Below are 18,623 nucleotides of genomic sequence, written 5' to 3' on the forward strand. Positions count from 1 at the left end.
TCGCCTACGCACCTCCAAAATGGATCTTCATGCCGGCCTTGTAGACCCGGCCCGGTCCGGGGCTCGACCACAGCACGTCGTTCTGCGTGGTGCCGTCGGTCGACGTGCCGGGAATGGCGTAAGGCCGGTAGTACTGGTTCAAGAGATTGTCGATCGACGCCGAGAACACGATGTCCTTCGTCGCGTTGTAGGTCATGTACAGATTGACCAGCTCGTACCCGGTTGCAGGCAGATAGCCGGCGGGTACGTCGTTGTTGGCACCGAACGAGGCCCATTGCGCCGTCAGGATCAGCGAGCGGTCGAGCAGGCGTACGCCGCCGGTCGTGACGACCTTGCGCGGGGTAATGGTCGCGAGCCCGACATTGGTCACGGCGTTCTTGCCCTGGATGTAATGGCCGGCGACACCGATGAACCAATTGCCGGCATCGTACATCGTCTCCGCCTCGAAACCCTGGATCCGGGCCTGCGCGATGTTCTGGTACTGGTAGAACTGGCTGAACGAGCCAAACCCGGTCGGGACCGGCGCCGAGGCGACGAGGTCGATGTAATCGCTGACATCGTTGCGGAACAGATTGATCTTGCCGCGGAAGGAGTCACTGGCGCTGAAGATGTTGTCGTACTTCAGATTGACGCCGACCTCCTTGTTCTTGCCGACCTCGGGTCGAAGGTTCGGGTTCGGCAGAAAGCAGAACAGGCCGACGGTCCCGTCAGGACAGGGGAAGAAGGCCGGCCCGCCACCGGTCGCATGCGCGCCTGAGATCACGGTCTCGGTGATCGACGGAGCGCGATAGCCTTCGGCGTAGCTGACATAGGGCTGGAAGCCGGGAACGGGCGTGACGGCGAGAGTGATCTTCGGCGAGAAGCGGTCGCCGCTGCCGTTGGTCTTGCCCGACTCCAGATCGTAGCGATCGTAACGGATCGCGCTCACCGCCTCGAACCAGGTGCTGTAGTTCTGCTTCAACTGCAGGAAACCGCCCGACACGGTGCGGATGCCGCTCGGCGTGGTGATGTTGGAATTGCCGCGGCTGTCGGTCGTGATCACATCGTCCTGAAACGCATCGAAGCCCACGGTGAGTGCGTTGCGCCAGTCACCGACGTTGAACCGCGTGGTGTTGTTGGCGTCGATGCCGTAGGTATTGAGGACATAGCCACGCTTGTCGCCGACGCAGCCGGAGATGTTGTTGCCGAAATTGCCGGTGCCGCACAAAGCCGCACCCGAGGTCGAATAGTGGTAGGTCTTGGTCTGGTCGTTATCGACGCGGTTGCCGTAGACTGACATGTGCCAGTCGAACAAATTGTCACTCGGCAGCGCATAATTCCAGGTGATCGTGCCGGTGTAGTTCTTGGCATCGGAAGCGTAGACCGACGAGCCCTGATAGAGCGCGCGCTGGGCGGCGGTCGCGACGGGCCCCCTGTTGAACTGGCCGACATCGTATTGATAGTCCTGGAAGATGGCGCCGAACTTGACCTCGTGGCCGAGGGCGGGACGCACCGTGAGCTTCATCAGGCCACTCTCGACCTGGTTGCCGGTGTTGCCGATCTCGGTGCCGTTGCCGTCCTTGTAATTGCCTTGCGTGCGATAGACCGCCCCGCCGAAGATATCGACGTCCGGTGTGGCGCGCACGCCGCCGAAGACCGAGCCGAGGCCGCGATTGTTGTTGGAGCCGTAGGAGCCCGAGAGATCGACGCCCCAGCGCTCGCCGGGACGTAGCACATCGTCGATGTCCTTGGTGCGGAACGAGACCAGGCCGCCGATCGCGCCGGAGCCGTAGATGTTGGCGGTCGGGCCGCGCACGACGTCGACGCCGCCGACCAATTCAGGATCGAGGAAGAAGGAGCCGCTGGCGTTATGACCGGTGCGCTGGTAGTTCTGGCGCGCACCATCGACGACCACCGCAACGCGCCCGAACTCCTGCAGGCCGCGGATGTTGATGACGGTCGCGGGATCGTCGCCGCGCTCCTGGAAAGACACGCCGGGGACAGCATAGAAGATGCCCGACAGCCGGTTCGGCTGGAGTCCCTGGATCTGATCGAGCGAAATGGAGCTGACGGGCGCGAGCGAGTCGATGGCGCGCTCCTTGGTCTTCGTTGCGGCTGCGGTGATGGTGTCGAGCGCCTGAACCGGCGTCGTGCCGCCGGCCTGGGCTCGGGCGTTCATCATCTCCGGCGTTGCCTGCTGTGCAACTGGCGGCTTCGCCTGCTTGCGCTTGGCCTGCTTCGGCCGTTCCGTCGACGCACTTTCGGCTTGCGGCGATGCGGTCTGCGCAAGACCGCTCTCCGTCGTCATTGCCGCAAATGAAACCACCGACGCGCCCAAAATCAAGGCGCGCGAATATCTAGCCCCGTCAGCCATATCAGCCCCAGCCTGCACTACGCTCTGCTTTTTCAGGTCTTTTGGCTGGCGTGCGTTCGCAACGCGAACGACTGGCTGGCTGATTTTCTCAAGACGCGGGCAAGTCGCCCTGCCGCCACAATTGGTTACGTGGCAACACTCTGACGGTCAATGTCACAAGGTTGCAGTTTATATCGATTGTAAATTGCAGCCGTTGGAATGCGCTTCGTGCCGCTTATACAAACAAGCAGCACTCCAGAGTTTCGAAAGCGCATCACACCCAACATGTCAGCAACATCAGGAGACAGCGGCGGCGGCGCAGCGGAGTCGGCAGGAAGCTCTTCTGCGACAACGAGAACGCTCACCATGCGGGGGAGCCGGATCGACAGTCGCGAGCTGTTTGCCGCCGAGCGCGAGATCATCATCGCGCATGGCGAGGACAGCTATCGGCTTCGCCTGACCTCGCAGAACAAGCTGATCCTGACGAAGTAACCTGAAATGACATTTTGCCGCACCCTCACAAGCCTCCTGCTCTCCAGTGCGATCGCGCTCGCCTCTGTCGCGCACGCCGCCGGCATCACCGTGCATGACGCGCGCAATCGCGACATCGCCGTGACCGACTTCGCGCGCACGGTCTCGATCGGCGGCGCCATCACCGAGATCATCTATGCGCTGGGGCTCGAGAGCCGGCTGGTCGGCGTCGACACCACGAGCCTTTATCCAGCGGCGGCACTACAAGACAAACCCAATGTCGGCTATATGCGTCAGATCTCTGCCGAAGGCGTGTTGGGCCTCAACCCCACTCTGATCCTGGCGATCCAGGGCTCGGGCCCGCACGCTACCATGGAGATCCTGGAAACGGCGAAGGTGCCGTTGGTGCTGGTGCCCGACACCTTCTCCGAGGACGGCCTGATCGAGAAGATAAGACTGGTCGGCCACGCCATGGGGGTCGACGCGCGCGCCGCGTGCCTGAGCGCCGCGGTCGGCGCCGATTTTGCTCAGCTCCGCACCCTGCGCACCAAGGTGGCCAAGCCGGTGCGCGTGATGTTCGTGATGTCGCTGCAGAACGGGCGCGCCATGGTCGCAGGTCACAAGACCGCGGCCGACGAGATCATCCAGCTTGCCGGCGCCGCCAACGCCGTCGACGATTTCGACGGCTACAAGATCATCGGTGACGAGGCGATTGCGGCGGCAAGACCCGACGTGGTGCTGTCGATCGAGCGCGGCAAGGACTCGGTTCAGCCCGACGCGATCTATGCCCATCCCGGCTTCGCCCTGACGCCGGTCGCGGCCAACAAGAGCCTCATCGCCATGGACGGGCTCTACCTGCTTGGCTTCGGGCCACGGACGGCAGCGGCGGCGCGCGATCTCTCGGTAAAACTCTATCCGGCATTGGCAGAACCGGGCGCTGCATTCACTTCGGCGCTGCCGGCGGCGAATTGCCGGCAATGAGCGTGGCGATCGGCACTGAAGCGCGCAGCCTGGGACGACGCGCCAGCGCGAGACGGCGGTCCGCATCGATCGCGATCCCTCTCCTGATTGCGGTGCTCGCGGTCGCCGCGATCGTCGCGCTGAGCTTCGGCGCCGCCGGCATCCCCCTCTCCCGCCTGCCTGCCGCACTCGGGCTATCAGGCGAAGGCACGGCCATGACGGGCCGCGACCAGCTCGTGCTGTGGTCGATCCGCGTCCCCCGGATCGCCGCGGCGGCGATGGTCGGTGGCCTGCTCGCCGCGGCCGGCGCGATCATGCAAGGGCTGTTTCGTAACCCGCTGGCCGATCCCGCGCTGGTCGGCGTCTCCAGCGGCGGCGCGCTGGCAGCCGCAAGCGCGATCGTCTTCACCGATTCGCGCTTCGGCGAGACGCTGCGCTTCCTCCAGACCGAGCTCCTGCCGCTCGCGGCATTCGCGGGATCGCTGGCCACGACCGCGATCCTCTACGGCATCTCGAGCCGCTCGGGGCGCACCTCGATCGCGGTCTTCCTGCTCGCCGGCGTCGCCATCACCGCCATCGCCAATGCCGGCATCGGGCTTCTGGTGTTCATCGCCGACGACCGCCAGCTCCGCGACATCACGTTCTGGCTGCTGGGCTCGATGAGCGGGGCGACCTGGACCAAGGCCGCCGTGCTCGCGCCGATCCTCATCGTCGGGCTTGCCACCTGCACCTTCATCGCACGCGGCCTCGATCTCCTGGTGCTCGGCGAGGCCGACGCCTTTCACGGCGGGGTTGACGTCGAGCGTCTCAAACGGATCTCGATCGTCATGGTCTCCGCCATGACCGGCGTCGCAGTGTCGATCAGCGGCGTCATCGGCTTCGTCGGCATCGTCGTGCCGCATCTGCTCCGTCTCGTCATTGGACCTACGCATCGGCTATTGTTGCCGGCCTCGGTGCTATCAGGTGCGATCCTGATGGTCGGTGCTGACACGCTGGCGCGCACCATCGTGGCGCCGGCGGAGATGCCGATCGGCATTCTGACCGCGGCGGTCGGCGCGCCGGTCTTCCTCTTCATCCTGCTGCGGCAGCGCGGCCTCGCCCCGCTATGAGTGCCGTGATCGAGGCGCACGCCTTGAGCAAGCGCGCCGGCCGCGCGACGCTACTCGATGGCGTCGGCCTGACGGTTGCGGCCGGAGAGATGGTCGCGATCATCGGCCCGAACGGCGCCGGCAAGTCGACGCTGCTGCGGCTGCTCTCCGGCGATCTCCGCCCGAACGCGGGGGCGGTACGCCTGAAACAGCGCGATATCAGCGGCTATGCGCCGCGCGAACTCGCCGCGCGCCGCGCCATGCTGTCCCAGCACATCAACGTCACCTTTCCCTTCACCGTCGAGGAGATCGTGCTGATGGGCGCGGGCGAGCGCAGCGGGCGTGAAGCGGGCTCGCTCGTCGACGCTGCCCTCGACGAGGTTGGGCTCGCGCATTTCCGCGAACGGCAATTACCGACGCTATCAGGCGGCGAGCAGCAGCGCGCCCATTTCGCCCGCGTGCTGGTGCAGCTCGCCTGCGGCGAAGCCGAGCATGGTCCGGGACTTCTGCTGCTGGACGAGCCGACCTCGAGTCTGGATCTGCGTCACCAGATCGACCTCGTCGAAGCGGCGCGCCGCCGCGCGGCCGGCGGCACGGCCGTGATTGCGATCCTGCACGACCTCAATCTCGCGATCCGCTTTGCCGACCGGCTGGTCGTGCTGGCAGGTGGCAGGCTCACGGCCGACGGTCCGCGCGCGGACATCGTCACAAGCGAAATCATCCGCGACGTGTTCGAGATCGACGCCGTCGTTCACCAGGCCGATGACGGCGTGCCATATGTGCTGCCGCAATCGATGCGGGCAGTTCAGATTGGAATTTAGCCAATCCTGCTTCTGCAAAGACGGTGCGCTCCCTCCCCCGCTTGCGGGAGAGGGAGCGAATCTCGCTCGGGGCGGACAACCTACCCCGCCGGGACTATCACCATGCTCTTGTCCTTCGGCCAGCGGATGCGCCAGGCGAAGTTGATATCCTTGACCTCGCCGGGCTTGGCGTCGAACGACCATTCCAGCACGCCGCGGCGGTCACGGATGTTGCTGGCGGTCGGCGGCGTGGTCGCGGGCAGCATCTCGACGACGATGTCCTCGCTCTCGCTGACCGGCAACTGATCCTCGATGGCGACCTTGATCGGGAAATCATGACCGTTGCGGATGGTGGTCTTGAACGTGCGCTCGTCGGTCTTGGACGTCGTGACCAGGAGACCGGCCGAGCCCTCGTTGCGCTTGAGCACGGCGCGCTCGATTTTGACCTTGTCGTCGGCGCCGAAGCCGAGCCGCACGATGTCGTCCTTGGCGGAAGCGGAGAGCTTGCCGCGGCCGACGAAGACGCCGTCGCGGTAGATCGCGACCTTGCCGGGCAGCAGAGCCGAGTCATCCGCCTGCTTGAAGCTGGCTTCGAGGAAAGCGGTCGGATCCAGCACCGGTGCCGCGCGCACCGCGAGATCGGCAGGCACGGTCATCGACGCAATCCGAAGGCTCTTGGCGCCCTCGGCGGCGCCGAGGCTGACGCGGCCGGGGATTTTGAAGGTGGCCTGGAAGTCGCCGATCTCGGCGACAGCCTGCTGCTCTTCGGCGCGCTCGGCTATATTGAGGTCTGCCCTCGACCTCGCCGCGTACTCGCCGGTTTCCATCTTTCGCAGCATTGGTGCGGGAGCGGCGGGCCGCGCCAGATCGGAGACCGAGCCTGCTGCCAGCGGCCTCGGCACTTGTGGATATTGCGCGACCAGCGAATGCAGCTCCGGCGCGCTGCCGCCGCGGCTGATGCGCGTCGTGGAGACGCCGAGCGTCACGTTCGACCAGTCCTCGCCAGTCGATTGCGTGATCTCGGCGCGGCGGACCAGCTCGAGCTGCGGCTTGCGGTCCTTGGCGCCGGTGTCGAGCCGGGCGTCATAAAGCGGCATCCAGCGCGCATTGCGCACGGCATACGTCACGCGCAACGTCGCCTTCGTCGCGGCAGTCGCGGCAACATCCATGCGAACCTCGAGCTTGCTCGGCGGCTTGGCCTTGCGCTCGACCTCGAGTTGGGCGATCTGCCGGTCGATCTCGCGCGTCTTGCGCGTGGCGTCACGGACGGCGGTATCGGCGCTCGCAATTTCTTCGCCGACCGCAGCAAAGGCCGCGCGCCATTCGGCGATCGGCCGCGCCTCGCCCTTGTCGCCGATCCCCGCGGGGGAGGTTTCCGCAAAGTGCTCCGCAAACTTGCGCCGCGCATTCGCCGAGTCGATCGCGCCTTGCAGATCGGCGCGCTGATCGTTCAAGGCCTCGATGCGCTTTTCCAGCTCGGGCAGATTGACCGGCGCGGCGCGCGGCGACCGCGCATCGATCGTGCCGATGGTGAGCTTTGCGCCGCTCTCACCCTCGACGCGGATGGAGGAGGCATCGAGACCAAGCGGGAAGTCCTTGGCAACCAGCGTCGAATCCCCGGACGGCAGGTCGACCGTGATGATGCGGGTGACGGTGGCGCCATCGGGGTAAACCGTGACCGTATCGATCGCCGATGTGGCGTCCAGATCGGCGGCCCATGATGGCGACGCCGCCGCCATGGTGACCAGAACCAGGCTCGTCGTTGCCAAATATCTTGCGGTGATGCGCATGAAGTCCCTCCTGCCGGATCGCCGCGCCGCCAGCCGGACGCGCGCGATCAAATGCCTCGCCAACATGGTTGGACGCGGCAGGGAAGGAACTGGTTCGATTGGGGTTTCCGTGGGGCGCCGCGGCGGCGGCACCAAGGCCGCGGAACGTATCGCAGCCCCGCGGCAGGTCTCAGGCCTGGGTCGGCGACCCCTGCCCGAAGATGCGGCGGAGCAGGTCGGTCACGTTCTTGGCCCCGGCTTTCTTCAGGATGCCGGCGCGATAGCCCTCGACGGTCCGTGCGCTCAGATGCATGCGCCGGGCGATCTCCTTGTTGGTGAGGCCGGCGGCGAGGTGCTCGAGCACGTCGCCTTCACGCGCGGTCAAGGGCTCGCAGCCGGGCAGCCAGCGCTGCCGGTTCGTGCCGGGCTGCGCGAATTCGTCGATGGCGGCATCGATCCGGCCGATGATATCGTGGGTGCGGAACGGCTTTTCGATGAAGTCAGCCGCGCCGCTCTTGATGGCGTCGACCGCCATCGCGATGCTGCCATTCGCCGAGGTCACCAGCACCGGCGCCATGCAGTTTTCCTCGCGCAGCCGCCTCAGCATATCGAGGCCGGAGCGATCGGGCGGCAGCTCCATCAGCACGCAGGCCGGCATCCGCGCCTTCGCTTCGGACAGAAGTGAGGCACCGTCAGCGAAGCAGATCACGTCATAGGCGCTCTGTTGGAGCGCGGTCGAAAGTTGTTCGCGGGAGGCAGCGTCGGTGTCGATGACGAATACCTCGCCCTTGGAAAGCATGTTCCCCGGCATAATTCCGATCCAGCAATGTCTTGGTCAAATGGTCCGAGACGGAAAGCGGGCCGCATCGCCCTGCCGCGCCGTCGTGAGCATGGCATTCACGCCAATGCTTCGGTTTCCCCTATGTATGTTCCGGTCGGTTCCTGGATTTGACCGATCGAGACAGAAACTTTACATTTCGGGACATCTGCGGGAATGGCTGGCAGGAACGGTTCGCATGACCGACCTCGTTCGCAGCGCAGGCTTGAGCTATTACCCGGAGATCGCCCGGTCGGTCGGGCTCGATCCCAAACAGATGATGCGCAAGGCCCGGCTGCCGCTGGCCTGCCTCGACAAGCCCGACACACCCATCGCCGTCGCCGGCCTGCGCCGTCTGCTCGAATTGTCGGCAGAGGCGTCCGGCGCCGAAGATTTCGGCTTGCGCCTGGCCGAGCGCGGCGGCCTGACCAATTTCGGTGCGGTCGGCCTGATCGTGCGCGAGCAGGCAACCGTCGGCGAGGCGATCGAAGCATTCTCGCGCTTCATCCACATCCATCATGACGGCATGCGGCTGGACGTTGCGCGCGACAGGCAGATCGTGACGGTCACGCTGCACCTGCGCGGCCGGCAGCCGAGCGCGCCGCGCCAGGCGATCGACATGGCGCTCGGCAGCATCCACCGCATCATCCAATCGCTGTACGGCCATGACTGGCGGCCGCAGGAGGTCCACCTGCATTACCCACCGCCGCGCGACCGCAAGCGCTACCGCGAATTCTACGGCTGCCGCGTGACCTTCAACGCCGATGACGATGCGATCCTGCTGTCGGCGCGCGACATGGAGCGCCGGATCCCGAGCGCGCATCCGCTGATCGCGACTTATCTGCGCAAGCGAATCGAGGCGATCGAGACCCGGCCGGCAAGTTGGGAAGGAAAGGTCGACGAGGTCGTGCGGACCCTGCTCGCCGGCGGCGACTGCACGGTCGAGCGCGTCGCCGAGCATCTTGCCTGCACCCGCCGTACCATCCACCGGCATCTGGCCGAAGCCGGCACCAGCTTCTCGGCCATCCTGGATGCGCAACGCGCCGATCTCGTGATCCAGTTGATCGAGGACCTCGACCGGCCGCTGGCTGACATCGCTACCCAGCTCGGCTTCTCCGCGCAGAGCGCCATGGCGCGCTGGTTCCGCGGCCGGTTCGGCTGCACCGTCACCGACTGGCGCAAGGGCGTGCGGCCTCCGGCACCGCCCGATGCGCCCTCGGCGACCGCAGCTTGAGTTCAGCGCGCCGGAGCGGGCATGCCCATCGTGGCGAGGGCACGCCGCCGGCTGCCGGCGAGCAGCGGGCCGAACGCGATGGCAAATCCGAGGAACGCGACCAGCCAGCCGCAGGCGGCGATGTGCAACAACACATCGCTGTGCGCGGGCAACACCACGGCGGCGACCCGCGCCAAAGCCGCGATGATGATTGCAGCGTAGATTCCCTGGGTCGCCGGCGAAGCCGTCAATGCCTGTCCGGTATGGCCGAGGCTCGCGCGGGTCATCACCGCCAGCGTCATGGTTCCCGCCGCACCCGTCATCCAGGCGTGGATGCCGGCGCTCGGCGGCAGCACACCGAGAACCGCCAGTGCGTGCAGGATGAAGCCGAGCGGCACGAAGACGTAGCCAATATGCAGGATCACCAGCAGTCGCTCGCGAAAAGTGCGATCGCCGGCCCAGCGCGCAAGCCGCACCAGATGCAGTCCGCCGACCAGCGCCATCAGGACACCGGTGACGGCATTCAGCGGCGCCACGATCCAGAAGATGAGCGCGAGCGCGCTGCATCCGATCACTGCGCCGTCGAAGCGTCCGAACGGCACCGGCAGACGGCCGGGATTGAACTTGACCAGCCAGTTGCGGGTGAAGCTCGGAATGATGCGGCCTCCGATCAGCGAGATCAGCAGCATGACCACACCGATGCCGACGCGGATGCTGACATCGGCCGCGCCCTGGTAATGCGCCTCGAGGTGAAAAGCGACATTGCCGGCGAGCAGAACGGACACCAGCGCCACCACGGGCAGGTTGCGCCAGTTGCCGCCTGCGATGATCTCGCGCGCGGCGGCGGCGACGACCAGCGCCAGGAAGGCGGCATCGACGAGAAGCGCGAACGCCCAGCCGGTATCGGCCGACAACGTCACCGCGATACGCCCGGCAAGCCAGACCATCACCAACGCCCCCAGCGAGGTGCCCTGGATCGGCAGCCGCCCTGTCCAGTTCGGGATGGCCGTGAACAGGAACCCGGTGATCACCGCCGGCAGGAAGCCGTAGAGCATCTCGTGGACGTGCCAGTCGCGCGGCACGAATGCGGAACTCACCGACAATTCGCCGTAGAACATCGGCAGCCAGGCCAGGATCGATAGCCCCGCCTGGATCGCGGCGAGCAGGAAAAAGGGCCGAAAACTGTTCGCAAACAGCGGCCAGCCCTCAAAGTTGCGGGATCGGGCGCCAGCCATGGGGTCAACTCCAATAAAATCAGCCGTTGTCTGGAAAAATACTGCCACCCGGCCGTCCCGTTTTGCGCTATCGCAAACTGCGAGACGATTGCAGGTGCCATCACACTCCCGAGCGCCAAGGAGGCAGAATGGCCAAGGTCGACACATCGCTGGTTGCGCATTTGCCGCTGTTTGCCGGGGTCACGCCGGAAGCTCTGGACGAGATCCTGCGGGAGGCCCGGTCGGCGCGCTATCCCAAGAACAGTGCCATCTTCGAACAGGGCGCGGACGCACAGTCCTTCTTCCTGCTGCTGCACGGCCATGTCCGCGCCGCCAAGACCACGCCGACCGGCGAGCAGATCGTGGTCCGCTACGTCGCGCCTGGCGAAACGTTCGGGCTCGCCATGGCGATCGGAGCCGTGCAGTATCCGGCGACCGCGATCGCGGTCGATGACAGCGTGGTGCTGATCTGGCCAACCTCGGCCTGGCCGCGGCTGGTCGAGCGATTTCCCTCGCTGGCCGCCAACACGCTCCAGACCGTCGGCACGCGCCTCCAGGAGAGCCACACCCGCATCCTGGAAATGTCGACCCAGCAGGTCGAGCAGCGCGTCGCGCATGCGCTGCTGCGCCTCGCCAAGCAATCCGGCAAGAAGCTCGATCACGGCATCGAGATCGACTTCCCGATCAGCCGCCAGGACATCGCCCAGATGACCGGCACCACGCTGCACACTGTCAGCCGCATCCTGAGCGGCTGGGAGAGCCAAGGGCTCGTCGAGAGTGGCCGTCAGCGCATCATCCTGCGCGATCCGCACAGGATCGTCGTATTGGCGGAGCGCAGCGCCGACAGCGGCGCGGCGTGACAGCCGCGCCAAGGCGTCTCCGCCCAATACGGATGGAGAAGAGATAGGGGTGAGGGGCGCTTCCGCTTACGGCGAAAACCGTCCCTCACCCGGGAATCCGCGCGCGCCCGCGCGAATTCCAGACCGCTTCACGCCGGCACGCAATCGCACAACGCGGCGAGGAATTTTTCGCGGTCGATGCCATGCTCGCGGCAGGCATCATCCACCGTGTGGAAGGTTGCGATCGGGCAACCGACACAAGCCATCCTGAAGGCAAGGAACACGCGGATCGTGTGCGGCGCCGTGCGCATGATGTCATCGACCAGATCGTCGGATCCGAAAGACATGGGCAACTCCGTTCCGAAACGACGATAGCAGAACGGACCGGAGGCTCCTTGTCGAAGCGCAAGCTGCTACCAGTTCCTCCGTTCGTCATTCCGGGGCGCGCCTCTTGGCGCGAGCCCGGAATCCATTGGACCGCCGAGACAGTCGCACGATGGATTCCGGCTTCGCCCTTAGGGCGCCCCGGAATGACAGAGGGAGCGTGGCTCTACACAGCCCGGCTGTGCAGCTGCTTCGCCGGATTGAGATGCGCGTCGAACGCGGCCGCGACGCTGCGGACCAGGAAGCGCGAGTCCTTTGCGACTGCGAGGCGGTTGCCGTCCAGCCTCACGACGCCGTCGGAGATCAGCGGCTTCAGTCGCGATGCCGAGTTCAGCATCGCCCCCGCCTCTGCGCCATGGCGCGCGCAGATGTCGCCGAGATCGGCGCTGAACTCGCACATGATGCGTTCGATGATGTCCGCGCGCAGCCGGTCGTCGTCGGTGAGCCCATAGCCCTTGGCGGTGGCGAGACGGCCGGCGGCGATGCTTTGCGCATAGGCGCCGATCTGCACCTCGTTCTGGACGTAACCCTGCGGCAAATGCCCGATCGCGCTCGCGCCGAAACCGAGCAGCACTTCGCCCTTGTCAGTGGTGTAGCCCTGAAAATTGCGCCGCAGCGTCCGTTCCTCGAACGCCACGGCCATGGAATCGCCTGGTCGCGCGAAATGATCGAGCCCGATCTGCACGTAACCGGCCTCCTTCAATGCATTCGCGATCGCGCAGGCCTGGTCGTGGCGCGCGAGGCCGTCCGGCAACACAGCCTCGTTGATCATCTGCTGGTGCTTCTTGAAGCTCGGCACATGAGCATAGCCGAACACAGAGAAGCGGTCGGGCGCGAGCGTGAGGCTGCGCCGGACTGTATCCAGACACGACGCGACGGTCTGGTGCGGCAGCCCGTAGATCAGGTCGAAATTGAGTCCCTCGATACCCGCGCCCCGGAGCATGTCGACCACGGAAGCCGTCTGCTCGAAGCTCTGCACGCGGTTGATCGCCCGCTGCACCACGGGATCGAAGCTCTGCACGCCAAGGCTCCCGCGGTTGACGCCGGAGAGCCGCATGGCCTCGACCATGTCGGCGGTCAACGTGCGGGGATCGATCTCGACCGCGATCTCGGCCGAGGGCAGCACGAAGAACTTCTGGCGCATCGTCGCCATCAACTCGGCGAAGGCTTCCGGCTGCATGATCGTCGGCGTGCCGCCGCCGAAATGGATGTGCTCCACCTTGATGCGACGGCCGATGGTTTCGGCGACCTGCGCGATTTCGTTGCGCAGCGTCCGCTGATAGCCGGCGATGAGCTCGTCGCGGCGGACGATCTGGGTATGGCAGCCGCAATACCAGCACATCTCGCGGCAGAACGGCACGTGAAGATAGAGGGACGCGCTGGCGCCCGCCGGCAGCTCCGCCAGCCATCTGGCGTAGGCGCCTTCTCCGATCGCCGTCGAGAAATGCGGTGCGGTCGGATAGCTCGTGTAGCGTGGCAATCGTTCTTCGCCGTAGCTCGCCGCAAGATCAGCTCTCATGTCTTACCCATTCGTAAATTTCCGCCGTGTGCAGACCTCACGGCAAATCCCGGAATACACTCCACTACCTCGGATCCGAGGAGGCGACCTTGCGCTCGCGCAAAGTCGGCCGGGGTGCCCCGGACATTGCGCTCGCGCAAAGCACAGCGGCCGGTTCCAGACCATGATCACGGCAATTCGCACGCCATCCGGAGCGTTTGCCCATGAGGCTTCTTGCACTCGAACTGTTTCTCTCCTTGCTCGACGTCCGCGGCCATATCCCGCGTTTCGACGACTTCCGGCCGACCCCGGTCGCACCGGCTCCGGCCGGCACCGTGGGCGCTCTGGCCGCAGCCGTCGGTGTCTTCGCCGTGCTGTCGCTGGTGATCTGGGCAGCGGTCTGGCTTGCCACACATCTCTTCTAATCTCGTCCTCTCCGGGCCCGATCATGATCTCATCCAAGCGCGTGATCGCGGGCGCGGTCATCCTGACATGCCTCGTCGGGGCGCCCGCCTTCGCAGCCGACACGACCAGCGGCGATCTCGTCATCACCAGGGCCTGGAGCCGGGCGACGCCCGGCGGAGCCAGGGTCGCCGGCGGCTATCTGACGATCGAGAACAGGGGCCACACGGCGGAGCGGCTGCAGGCCGCATCGGCCGCCCGTGCGCTTCGAACCGAGATCCACGAGATGGCCGTCAACGACGGTGTCATGACCATGCGCCCGCTCGACAAGGGGCTTGTCATCGCACCCGGACAAATCGTGACGCTTGCGCCCGGCGGCGGACATCTGATGTTCATCGGTCTCGATGTGCCGCTCCATGCCGGCGACCAGATGCCCGTGATGTTGTCGTTCGAGCACGCCGGCGCGGTGAAAGTGACGCTGGACGTGCAGGCCATCGGCGCACAGGCTCCCGAAAGCACGAAGACAACGGCGGCCGCAGAGCCTGCGCATCGCGCGGAGCAGGTGGCGGTCCCTGCCGCCGCGACATCCGACGCGGACGAGAGCTTCTTCACGCATCTCCATGCTGAGAAGGCCATGGCCAACGTCACAGTCTCGCCGGGGCGCGCCGGTCCAGTCGAGATTGCGATCCAGCTCGAGGATGCGAACGAACTGCCGCTGAGTGCAGACGCCGTTGAGGTCACGCTCGACAATCCCGAGCATGGCGTGGCGCCGATCACCGCAAGCGCCGAACGCGTCGGCAACGATCAGTGGCGAGTCAGAATGTCGGCGCCGCTGTCCGGCCGCTGGTCGCTCGGCCTCGACATCCGCATCACGTCGTCGGATGCGGTTAACGTGGTGTCACCGATCCTGCTCCGTTGAGACACCTAAGTACTGTTGCGGAGCCGAATCCGGCAAAACCTTGTCGCAGCGCAAACACTCTTGCCGCGATCAGCGCACACTGCATCCGTCATCAAAAAACCTTTCCAGATGAAGGATGCTTCCGATGTTCACCCGCAGAGCCGCATTGATCAGCGCCGCCGCGACCGCGCTGATGCTGGCGACCCCCGCCTTCGCGGCCGATGATCTCAAACTGCCGCGTCAAAAGGTCGAGCTGGTCGCTCCGCCCTTCGTGCATGCGCACGAGCAGGCGACCAAGCAAGGCCCCAAGATCATCGAGTTCAAGCTCACGATCGAGGAGAAGAAGGTCGTCATCGACGAGAAGGGCACCACGTTCCAGGCGATGACCTTCAACGGTTCGATGCCCGGCCCGCTGATGGTCGTGCATGAGGGCGACTACGTCGAAACGACGCTGGTTAATCCCGCGACCAACACCATGCCGCACAACATCGACTTCCATTCCGCGACCGGCGCACTCGGCGGCGGCGCGCTCACCCTGGTCAATCCCGGCGAGCAGGTCGTGCTGCGCTGGAAGGCAACCAAGACCGGCGTGTTCGTCTACCACTGCGCCCCGGGCGGCCCGATGATCCCCTGGCACGTCGTCTCCGGCATGAACGGCGCCGTGATGGTGCTGCCGCGCGACGGGCTGAACGACGGCAAGGGCCACGCGCTGAAGTACGACAAGGTCTACTATGTCGGCGAGCAGGACATGTATGTGCCGCGTGACGAGAAGGGCAATTTCAAGTCCTACGACTCGCCGGGCGAAGCCTTCACCGACACTGAAGAGGTGATGAAGAAGCTGATCCCCTCTCACGTCGTGTTCAACGGCAAGGTCGGCGCGCTCACCGGCAAGAACGCACTGACCGCCAAGGTCGGCGAGAACGTGCTGATCGTGCATTCGCAGGCCAATCGCGACAGCCGTCCGCATCTGATCGGCGGCCATGGCGACTATGTCTGGGAGACCGGCAAGTTCGGCAATGCACCCGAAGTCGGGCTCGAGACCTGGTTCATCCGCGGCGGCTCGGCGGGAGCTGCGCTGTACAAGTTCATGCAGCCCGGCATCTATGCCTACGTCACGCACAATCTGATCGAGGCCGCAGACCTCGGCGCCACCGCGCACTTCAAGGTCGAAGGCAAGTGGAACGACGATCTGATGATGCAGGTAAAGGCACCTGCCGAAATACCGGCGGCCAACACCAACTAGACGCGACAAGGGGCCGGTCATCACCGGCCCCTTCTTCCTTCGGGGAACGACCATGCTGATCGCATTCAAGCTCAAACTGGCCCTCGCCTGCGCCGCCGGGCTCGCAGGTCCGATCGCGATGGCGCCGCTGGTCTCGGACATGGCCGTGCACGGCTCGGCGTCGGAGCCTGCGATCGTCAGGGTCGCACCGGGCAGCCTGTCCTATCGCGAGGCCGGCGATTTCACACGCGGCGGGCAGCAGGCGGAAGCGCCACTCCGCGCGATGCGCGTCGACCGGCCGCTCCACATCATGCGAAATCAGGTCTCCTCATCCGACTATCAGCTTTGCGTGCAGGACGGCGCCTGCCGCGCGCTCGATCGCGATGTCGCGGTCGCCGCCGATCGCCCCGCGGTGCAGGTGAGCTGGCACGATGCCGAGGCTTATGCAGGCTGGCTGTCGCGCAAGACGGGTCACCATTACCGTCTGCCGAGCGATGCTGAATGGGCCTTTGCGGCCGGATCCAGATTCAGGGATGATGGTACAGCGGTCGATGCAGACGATCCTTCGAAGCGCTGGATCAGCCGCTATGAGCGCGAATCCGAACGCGACCTTTCCGACACCACGGCCTATCCGTTCGGCAAGTTCGGCCCGAACGAGCACGGCGTCGAAGACCTCGCCGGCAACGTCTGGGAATGGACCTCGACCTGCTTCGTGCGCTCGCGTGTCGACGCCGCCGGCAATGCCGGCCGGCCCACGGTGAACTGCGGCGTGCGTGTCGCCGAGGGCGCCCACCGCGCCTATGTCACCGATTTCATCCGCGACGCCCGTGCCGGCGGCTGCGCTCAGGGCGTGCCGCCCGCCAATCTCGGCTTCCGCCTGGTGCGCGAGGAGGCCTCCTGGGTCGCCAGCGTGTCGGCGCGGTGGAGCAAGGTGTGGGCGGTGAGGTCTTAGCCGGGCCTGACTCCCGAAATAGCAGAGTCTCGGCCGCGCCTCATACTCCGTCATTGCGATGTGGAAGTAGTGCGCGTCGGTACATTCAATGAAAATGGCCGGGACAAAGCCCGGCCATTTCCCATTGTTCGCGGATCGTTAACTCAGCTGTTCTTCAGCGCCACGCGGAATTCGGCTTCGGTCTTGGCCTTGACCTCGTCGAGCGAGACGCCGTCGGCGAGCTCGATCAGGGCCATGCCGCCGTCGCCGTGCTTGTCGATGGTGAAGACGGCCAGATCCGTGACGACCATGTCGACGACGCGCTCGCCGGTCAGCGGAAGGTTGCACTTCTTGAGGAGCTTGGAGCCGTCCTTGGCCGAATGCTCCATCACCACGACGACGCGCTTGACGCCGGCGACGAGGTCCATCGCGCCGCCCATGCCCTTGACCATCTTGCCGGGGATCATCCAGTTGGCGAGATCGCCGTTCTGGGCGACCTGCATGGCACCGAGGATCGACAGGTCCATGTGGCCGCCGCGGATCATCCCGAAAGAATCCGCGCTCGAGAAATACGAGGTCGAGGGCAGCTCGCTCACCGTCTGCTTGCCGGCGTTGATCAGGTCCGCGTCCACCTCGTCTTCATAGGGGAACGGGCCCATGCCGAGCATGCCGTTCTCGCTCTGCAGGCTGACATCGACCCCGTCGGGGATGAAGTTCGAAACCAGCGTCGGGATGCCGATGCCGAGATTGACGTAGTAGCCGTCACGCAGTTCCTTCGCGGCGCGCGCGGCCATCTGTTCACGGGTCCAGGCCATGTGTGTCTCCTGATACGCTTAAGCGGCGGTACGCGGGCGGGTGTTGCGGAATTCGATGCGCTTCTTGGCCGTGCCGACCTCGACGATGCGCTTCACGAAGATGCCGGGCGTATGGATGTGGTCGGGATTGAGTTCACCGGCCGGAACCAGATGCTCGACCTCGGCCACGGTGATCTTGGCGGCGGTCGCCATCATCGGGTTAAAATTGCGCGCGGTCTTGCGGTAGATGAGGTTGCCGGCGGTGTCGCCCTTCCAGGCATGCACGATGGCGAGGTCGGCGAACAGGCCGCGTTCCATCAGATACTTCTCGCCGTCGAACTCCTTCACTTCCTTGCCTTCGGCGATCAGCGTGCCGACGCCGGTCTTGGTGTAGAAGGCCGGAATGCCGGCGCCGCCGGCGCGGATACGCTCGGCGAGCGTGCCCTGCGGATTGAATTCGAGTTCCAGCTCGCCGGCGAGGAATTGCTGGGCGAACAGCTTGTTCTCGCCGACATAGGACGAGATCATCTTCTTGATCTGCCGGGTTTCCAAGAGGCGGCTGAGCCCGATGCCGTCGACGCCGGCATTGTTGGAGACCACCGTCAGGCCCTTGACGCCGGACTCGCGGATCGCGTCCGAGAGCTCCTCGGCGATGCCGCAGAGGCCGAAGCCTCCCGACATGATCATCATGTTGTCTTTCAAAATGCCGTCGAGAGCCGACTTGGCGTCGGGATAGACCTTGTTCATGCAAATAACCTTCGACTGAACCTTCGGCTTGGAGGCGTCGCGCCCTATTGGCGGCGATTATTAGGCGAAATCCTCCAAAGCCGTCAATGATACGGGGTTCTCCGCACCGCGCCCGGGTGATAGAAGCTGCCCACACCGTGGGCAGAACCGTCCGCGGCCTTGAAAGCGACAAGAAAAACCATCAAGTTGCGGGGGTTGGGCGTGGGCACGCAGGTTTCCCGACCCGCCCTTCTGGCTCCAACGA

18 protein-coding genes are annotated in these 18,623 nt (G+C 65.3%); 10 read left to right on the forward strand and 8 right to left on the reverse strand.

Annotated elements, in window-relative coordinates:
* Nucleotides 1-4: 4 nt before the first annotated feature.
* Nucleotides 5-2,353 (reverse strand): TonB-dependent hemoglobin/transferrin/lactoferrin family receptor, encoded by a 2,349-nt coding sequence (locus AABA84_RS18010; RefSeq protein ID WP_338312652.1) that lies wholly within the window; start codon nucleotides 2,351-2,353, stop codon nucleotides 5-7.
* Between the two features lie 264 nt (nucleotides 2,354-2,617).
* Between AABA84_RS18010 and AABA84_RS18015 the strand changes: the two genes are divergently transcribed.
* From AABA84_RS18015 to AABA84_RS18030, 4 genes are read left to right on the forward strand one after another with little or no spacing between them, the layout of a single operon-like run.
* Nucleotides 2,618-2,824: a hemin uptake protein HemP gene (locus AABA84_RS18015; protein ID WP_338306136.1), complete on the forward strand. Its 207-nt coding sequence runs from the start codon at nucleotides 2,618-2,620 to the stop codon at nucleotides 2,822-2,824.
* A gap of 6 nt (nucleotides 2,825-2,830) precedes the next feature.
* Nucleotides 2,831-3,784 carry a heme/hemin ABC transporter substrate-binding protein gene (locus AABA84_RS18020; protein WP_338312653.1) on the forward strand — a complete coding sequence of 318 codons (954 nt, stop codon included), beginning with the start codon at nucleotides 2,831-2,833 and terminating at the stop codon, nucleotides 3,782-3,784.
* Entirely contained in the window at nucleotides 3,781-4,872 is a 1,092-nt protein-coding gene (locus AABA84_RS18025) for a FecCD family ABC transporter permease (RefSeq protein WP_338312654.1), read from the forward strand. The genes AABA84_RS18020 and AABA84_RS18025 overlap by 4 nt, the downstream gene beginning before the upstream one ends.
* Nucleotides 4,869-5,672: a heme ABC transporter ATP-binding protein gene (locus tag AABA84_RS18030; protein ID WP_212248768.1), complete on the forward strand. Its 804-nt coding sequence runs from the start codon at nucleotides 4,869-4,871 to the stop codon at nucleotides 5,670-5,672. Before AABA84_RS18025 ends, AABA84_RS18030 begins: the two co-directional genes overlap by 4 nt.
* A gap of 80 nt (nucleotides 5,673-5,752) precedes the next feature.
* Here AABA84_RS18030 and AABA84_RS18035 read toward each other — a convergent pair whose 3' ends face one another.
* Both AABA84_RS18035 and AABA84_RS18040 read right to left on the reverse strand, forming a co-directional pair.
* On the reverse strand, nucleotides 5,753-7,441 hold the full coding sequence (locus AABA84_RS18035) for a mucoidy inhibitor MuiA family protein (RefSeq protein ID WP_338312655.1): 1,689 nt from the start codon (nucleotides 7,439-7,441) through the stop codon (nucleotides 5,753-5,755).
* 169 nt (nucleotides 7,442-7,610) lie between these two features.
* Nucleotides 7,611-8,231 (reverse strand): response regulator transcription factor, encoded by a 621-nt coding sequence (locus tag AABA84_RS18040; protein ID WP_212248766.1) that lies wholly within the window; start codon nucleotides 8,229-8,231, stop codon nucleotides 7,611-7,613.
* Nucleotides 8,232-8,436: 205 nt separating this feature from the next.
* Here AABA84_RS18040 and AABA84_RS18045 point away from each other — a divergent pair, with 205 nt between their 5' ends.
* Entirely contained in the window at nucleotides 8,437-9,471 is a 1,035-nt protein-coding gene (locus AABA84_RS18045; protein WP_212248765.1) for an AraC family transcriptional regulator, read from the forward strand.
* Nucleotides 9,472-9,473: 2 nt separating this feature from the next.
* Here the strand turns inward: AABA84_RS18045 and AABA84_RS18050 are convergent, their stop codons facing one another.
* Nucleotides 9,474-10,685 (reverse strand): NnrS family protein, encoded by a 1,212-nt coding sequence (locus tag AABA84_RS18050; protein WP_212248764.1) that lies wholly within the window; start codon nucleotides 10,683-10,685, stop codon nucleotides 9,474-9,476.
* Between the two features lie 128 nt (nucleotides 10,686-10,813).
* On the opposite strand from AABA84_RS18050, the gene AABA84_RS18055 reads away from it, so the two are divergent.
* On the forward strand, nucleotides 10,814-11,524 hold the full coding sequence (locus tag AABA84_RS18055; protein ID WP_212248763.1) for a Crp/Fnr family transcriptional regulator: 711 nt from the start codon (nucleotides 10,814-10,816) through the stop codon (nucleotides 11,522-11,524).
* Nucleotides 11,525-11,652: 128 nt separating this feature from the next.
* Here the strand turns inward: AABA84_RS18055 and AABA84_RS18060 are convergent, their stop codons facing one another.
* Together AABA84_RS18060 and hemN are read right to left on the reverse strand one after the other, a co-directional pair.
* Nucleotides 11,653-11,850: a DUF1858 domain-containing protein gene (locus AABA84_RS18060; RefSeq protein WP_028140266.1), complete on the reverse strand. Its 198-nt coding sequence runs from the start codon at nucleotides 11,848-11,850 to the stop codon at nucleotides 11,653-11,655.
* Between the two features lie 203 nt (nucleotides 11,851-12,053).
* Nucleotides 12,054-13,406 carry an oxygen-independent coproporphyrinogen III oxidase gene (gene hemN / locus AABA84_RS18065; protein ID WP_212248762.1) on the reverse strand — a complete coding sequence of 451 codons (1,353 nt, stop codon included), beginning with the start codon at nucleotides 13,404-13,406 and terminating at the stop codon, nucleotides 12,054-12,056.
* Nucleotides 13,407-13,609: 203 nt separating this feature from the next.
* Here hemN and AABA84_RS18070 point away from each other — a divergent pair, with 203 nt between their 5' ends.
* From AABA84_RS18070 to AABA84_RS18085, 4 genes are all read left to right on the forward strand, one after another.
* Complete coding sequence (locus tag AABA84_RS18070) at nucleotides 13,610-13,810, forward strand: hypothetical protein (protein WP_212248761.1); 201 nt, start codon at nucleotides 13,610-13,612, stop codon at nucleotides 13,808-13,810.
* 23 nt (nucleotides 13,811-13,833) lie between these two features.
* Complete coding sequence (locus AABA84_RS18075) at nucleotides 13,834-14,706, forward strand: copper chaperone PCu(A)C (protein ID WP_338312656.1); 873 nt, start codon at nucleotides 13,834-13,836, stop codon at nucleotides 14,704-14,706.
* A 124-nt stretch (nucleotides 14,707-14,830) separates the two neighbouring features.
* Nucleotides 14,831-15,928 carry a copper-containing nitrite reductase gene (gene nirK, locus AABA84_RS18080; RefSeq protein ID WP_212248760.1) on the forward strand — a complete coding sequence of 366 codons (1,098 nt, stop codon included), beginning with the start codon at nucleotides 14,831-14,833 and terminating at the stop codon, nucleotides 15,926-15,928.
* A gap of 52 nt (nucleotides 15,929-15,980) precedes the next feature.
* Nucleotides 15,981-16,859, forward strand: a complete 879-nt coding sequence (locus AABA84_RS18085) for an SUMF1/EgtB/PvdO family nonheme iron enzyme (RefSeq protein WP_212248759.1) — start codon at nucleotides 15,981-15,983, stop codon at nucleotides 16,857-16,859.
* Nucleotides 16,860-17,002: 143 nt separating this feature from the next.
* Here the strand turns inward: AABA84_RS18085 and AABA84_RS18090 are convergent, their stop codons facing one another.
* Both AABA84_RS18090 and AABA84_RS18095 read right to left on the reverse strand, forming a co-directional pair.
* Nucleotides 17,003-17,653: a 3-oxoacid CoA-transferase subunit B gene (locus AABA84_RS18090; RefSeq protein WP_028140271.1), complete on the reverse strand. Its 651-nt coding sequence runs from the start codon at nucleotides 17,651-17,653 to the stop codon at nucleotides 17,003-17,005.
* 18 nt (nucleotides 17,654-17,671) lie between these two features.
* A complete protein-coding gene (locus tag AABA84_RS18095) occupies nucleotides 17,672-18,379 on the reverse strand; it encodes a CoA transferase subunit A (RefSeq protein ID WP_011089830.1) in 708 nt (235 codons plus the stop codon).
* Between the last annotated feature and the right edge of the window lie 244 nt (nucleotides 18,380-18,623).

The organism is Bradyrhizobium sp. TM239, from assembly GCF_036247985.1.
GTDB classification, from domain to species: domain Bacteria; phylum Pseudomonadota; class Alphaproteobacteria; order Rhizobiales; family Xanthobacteraceae; genus Bradyrhizobium; species Bradyrhizobium ottawaense.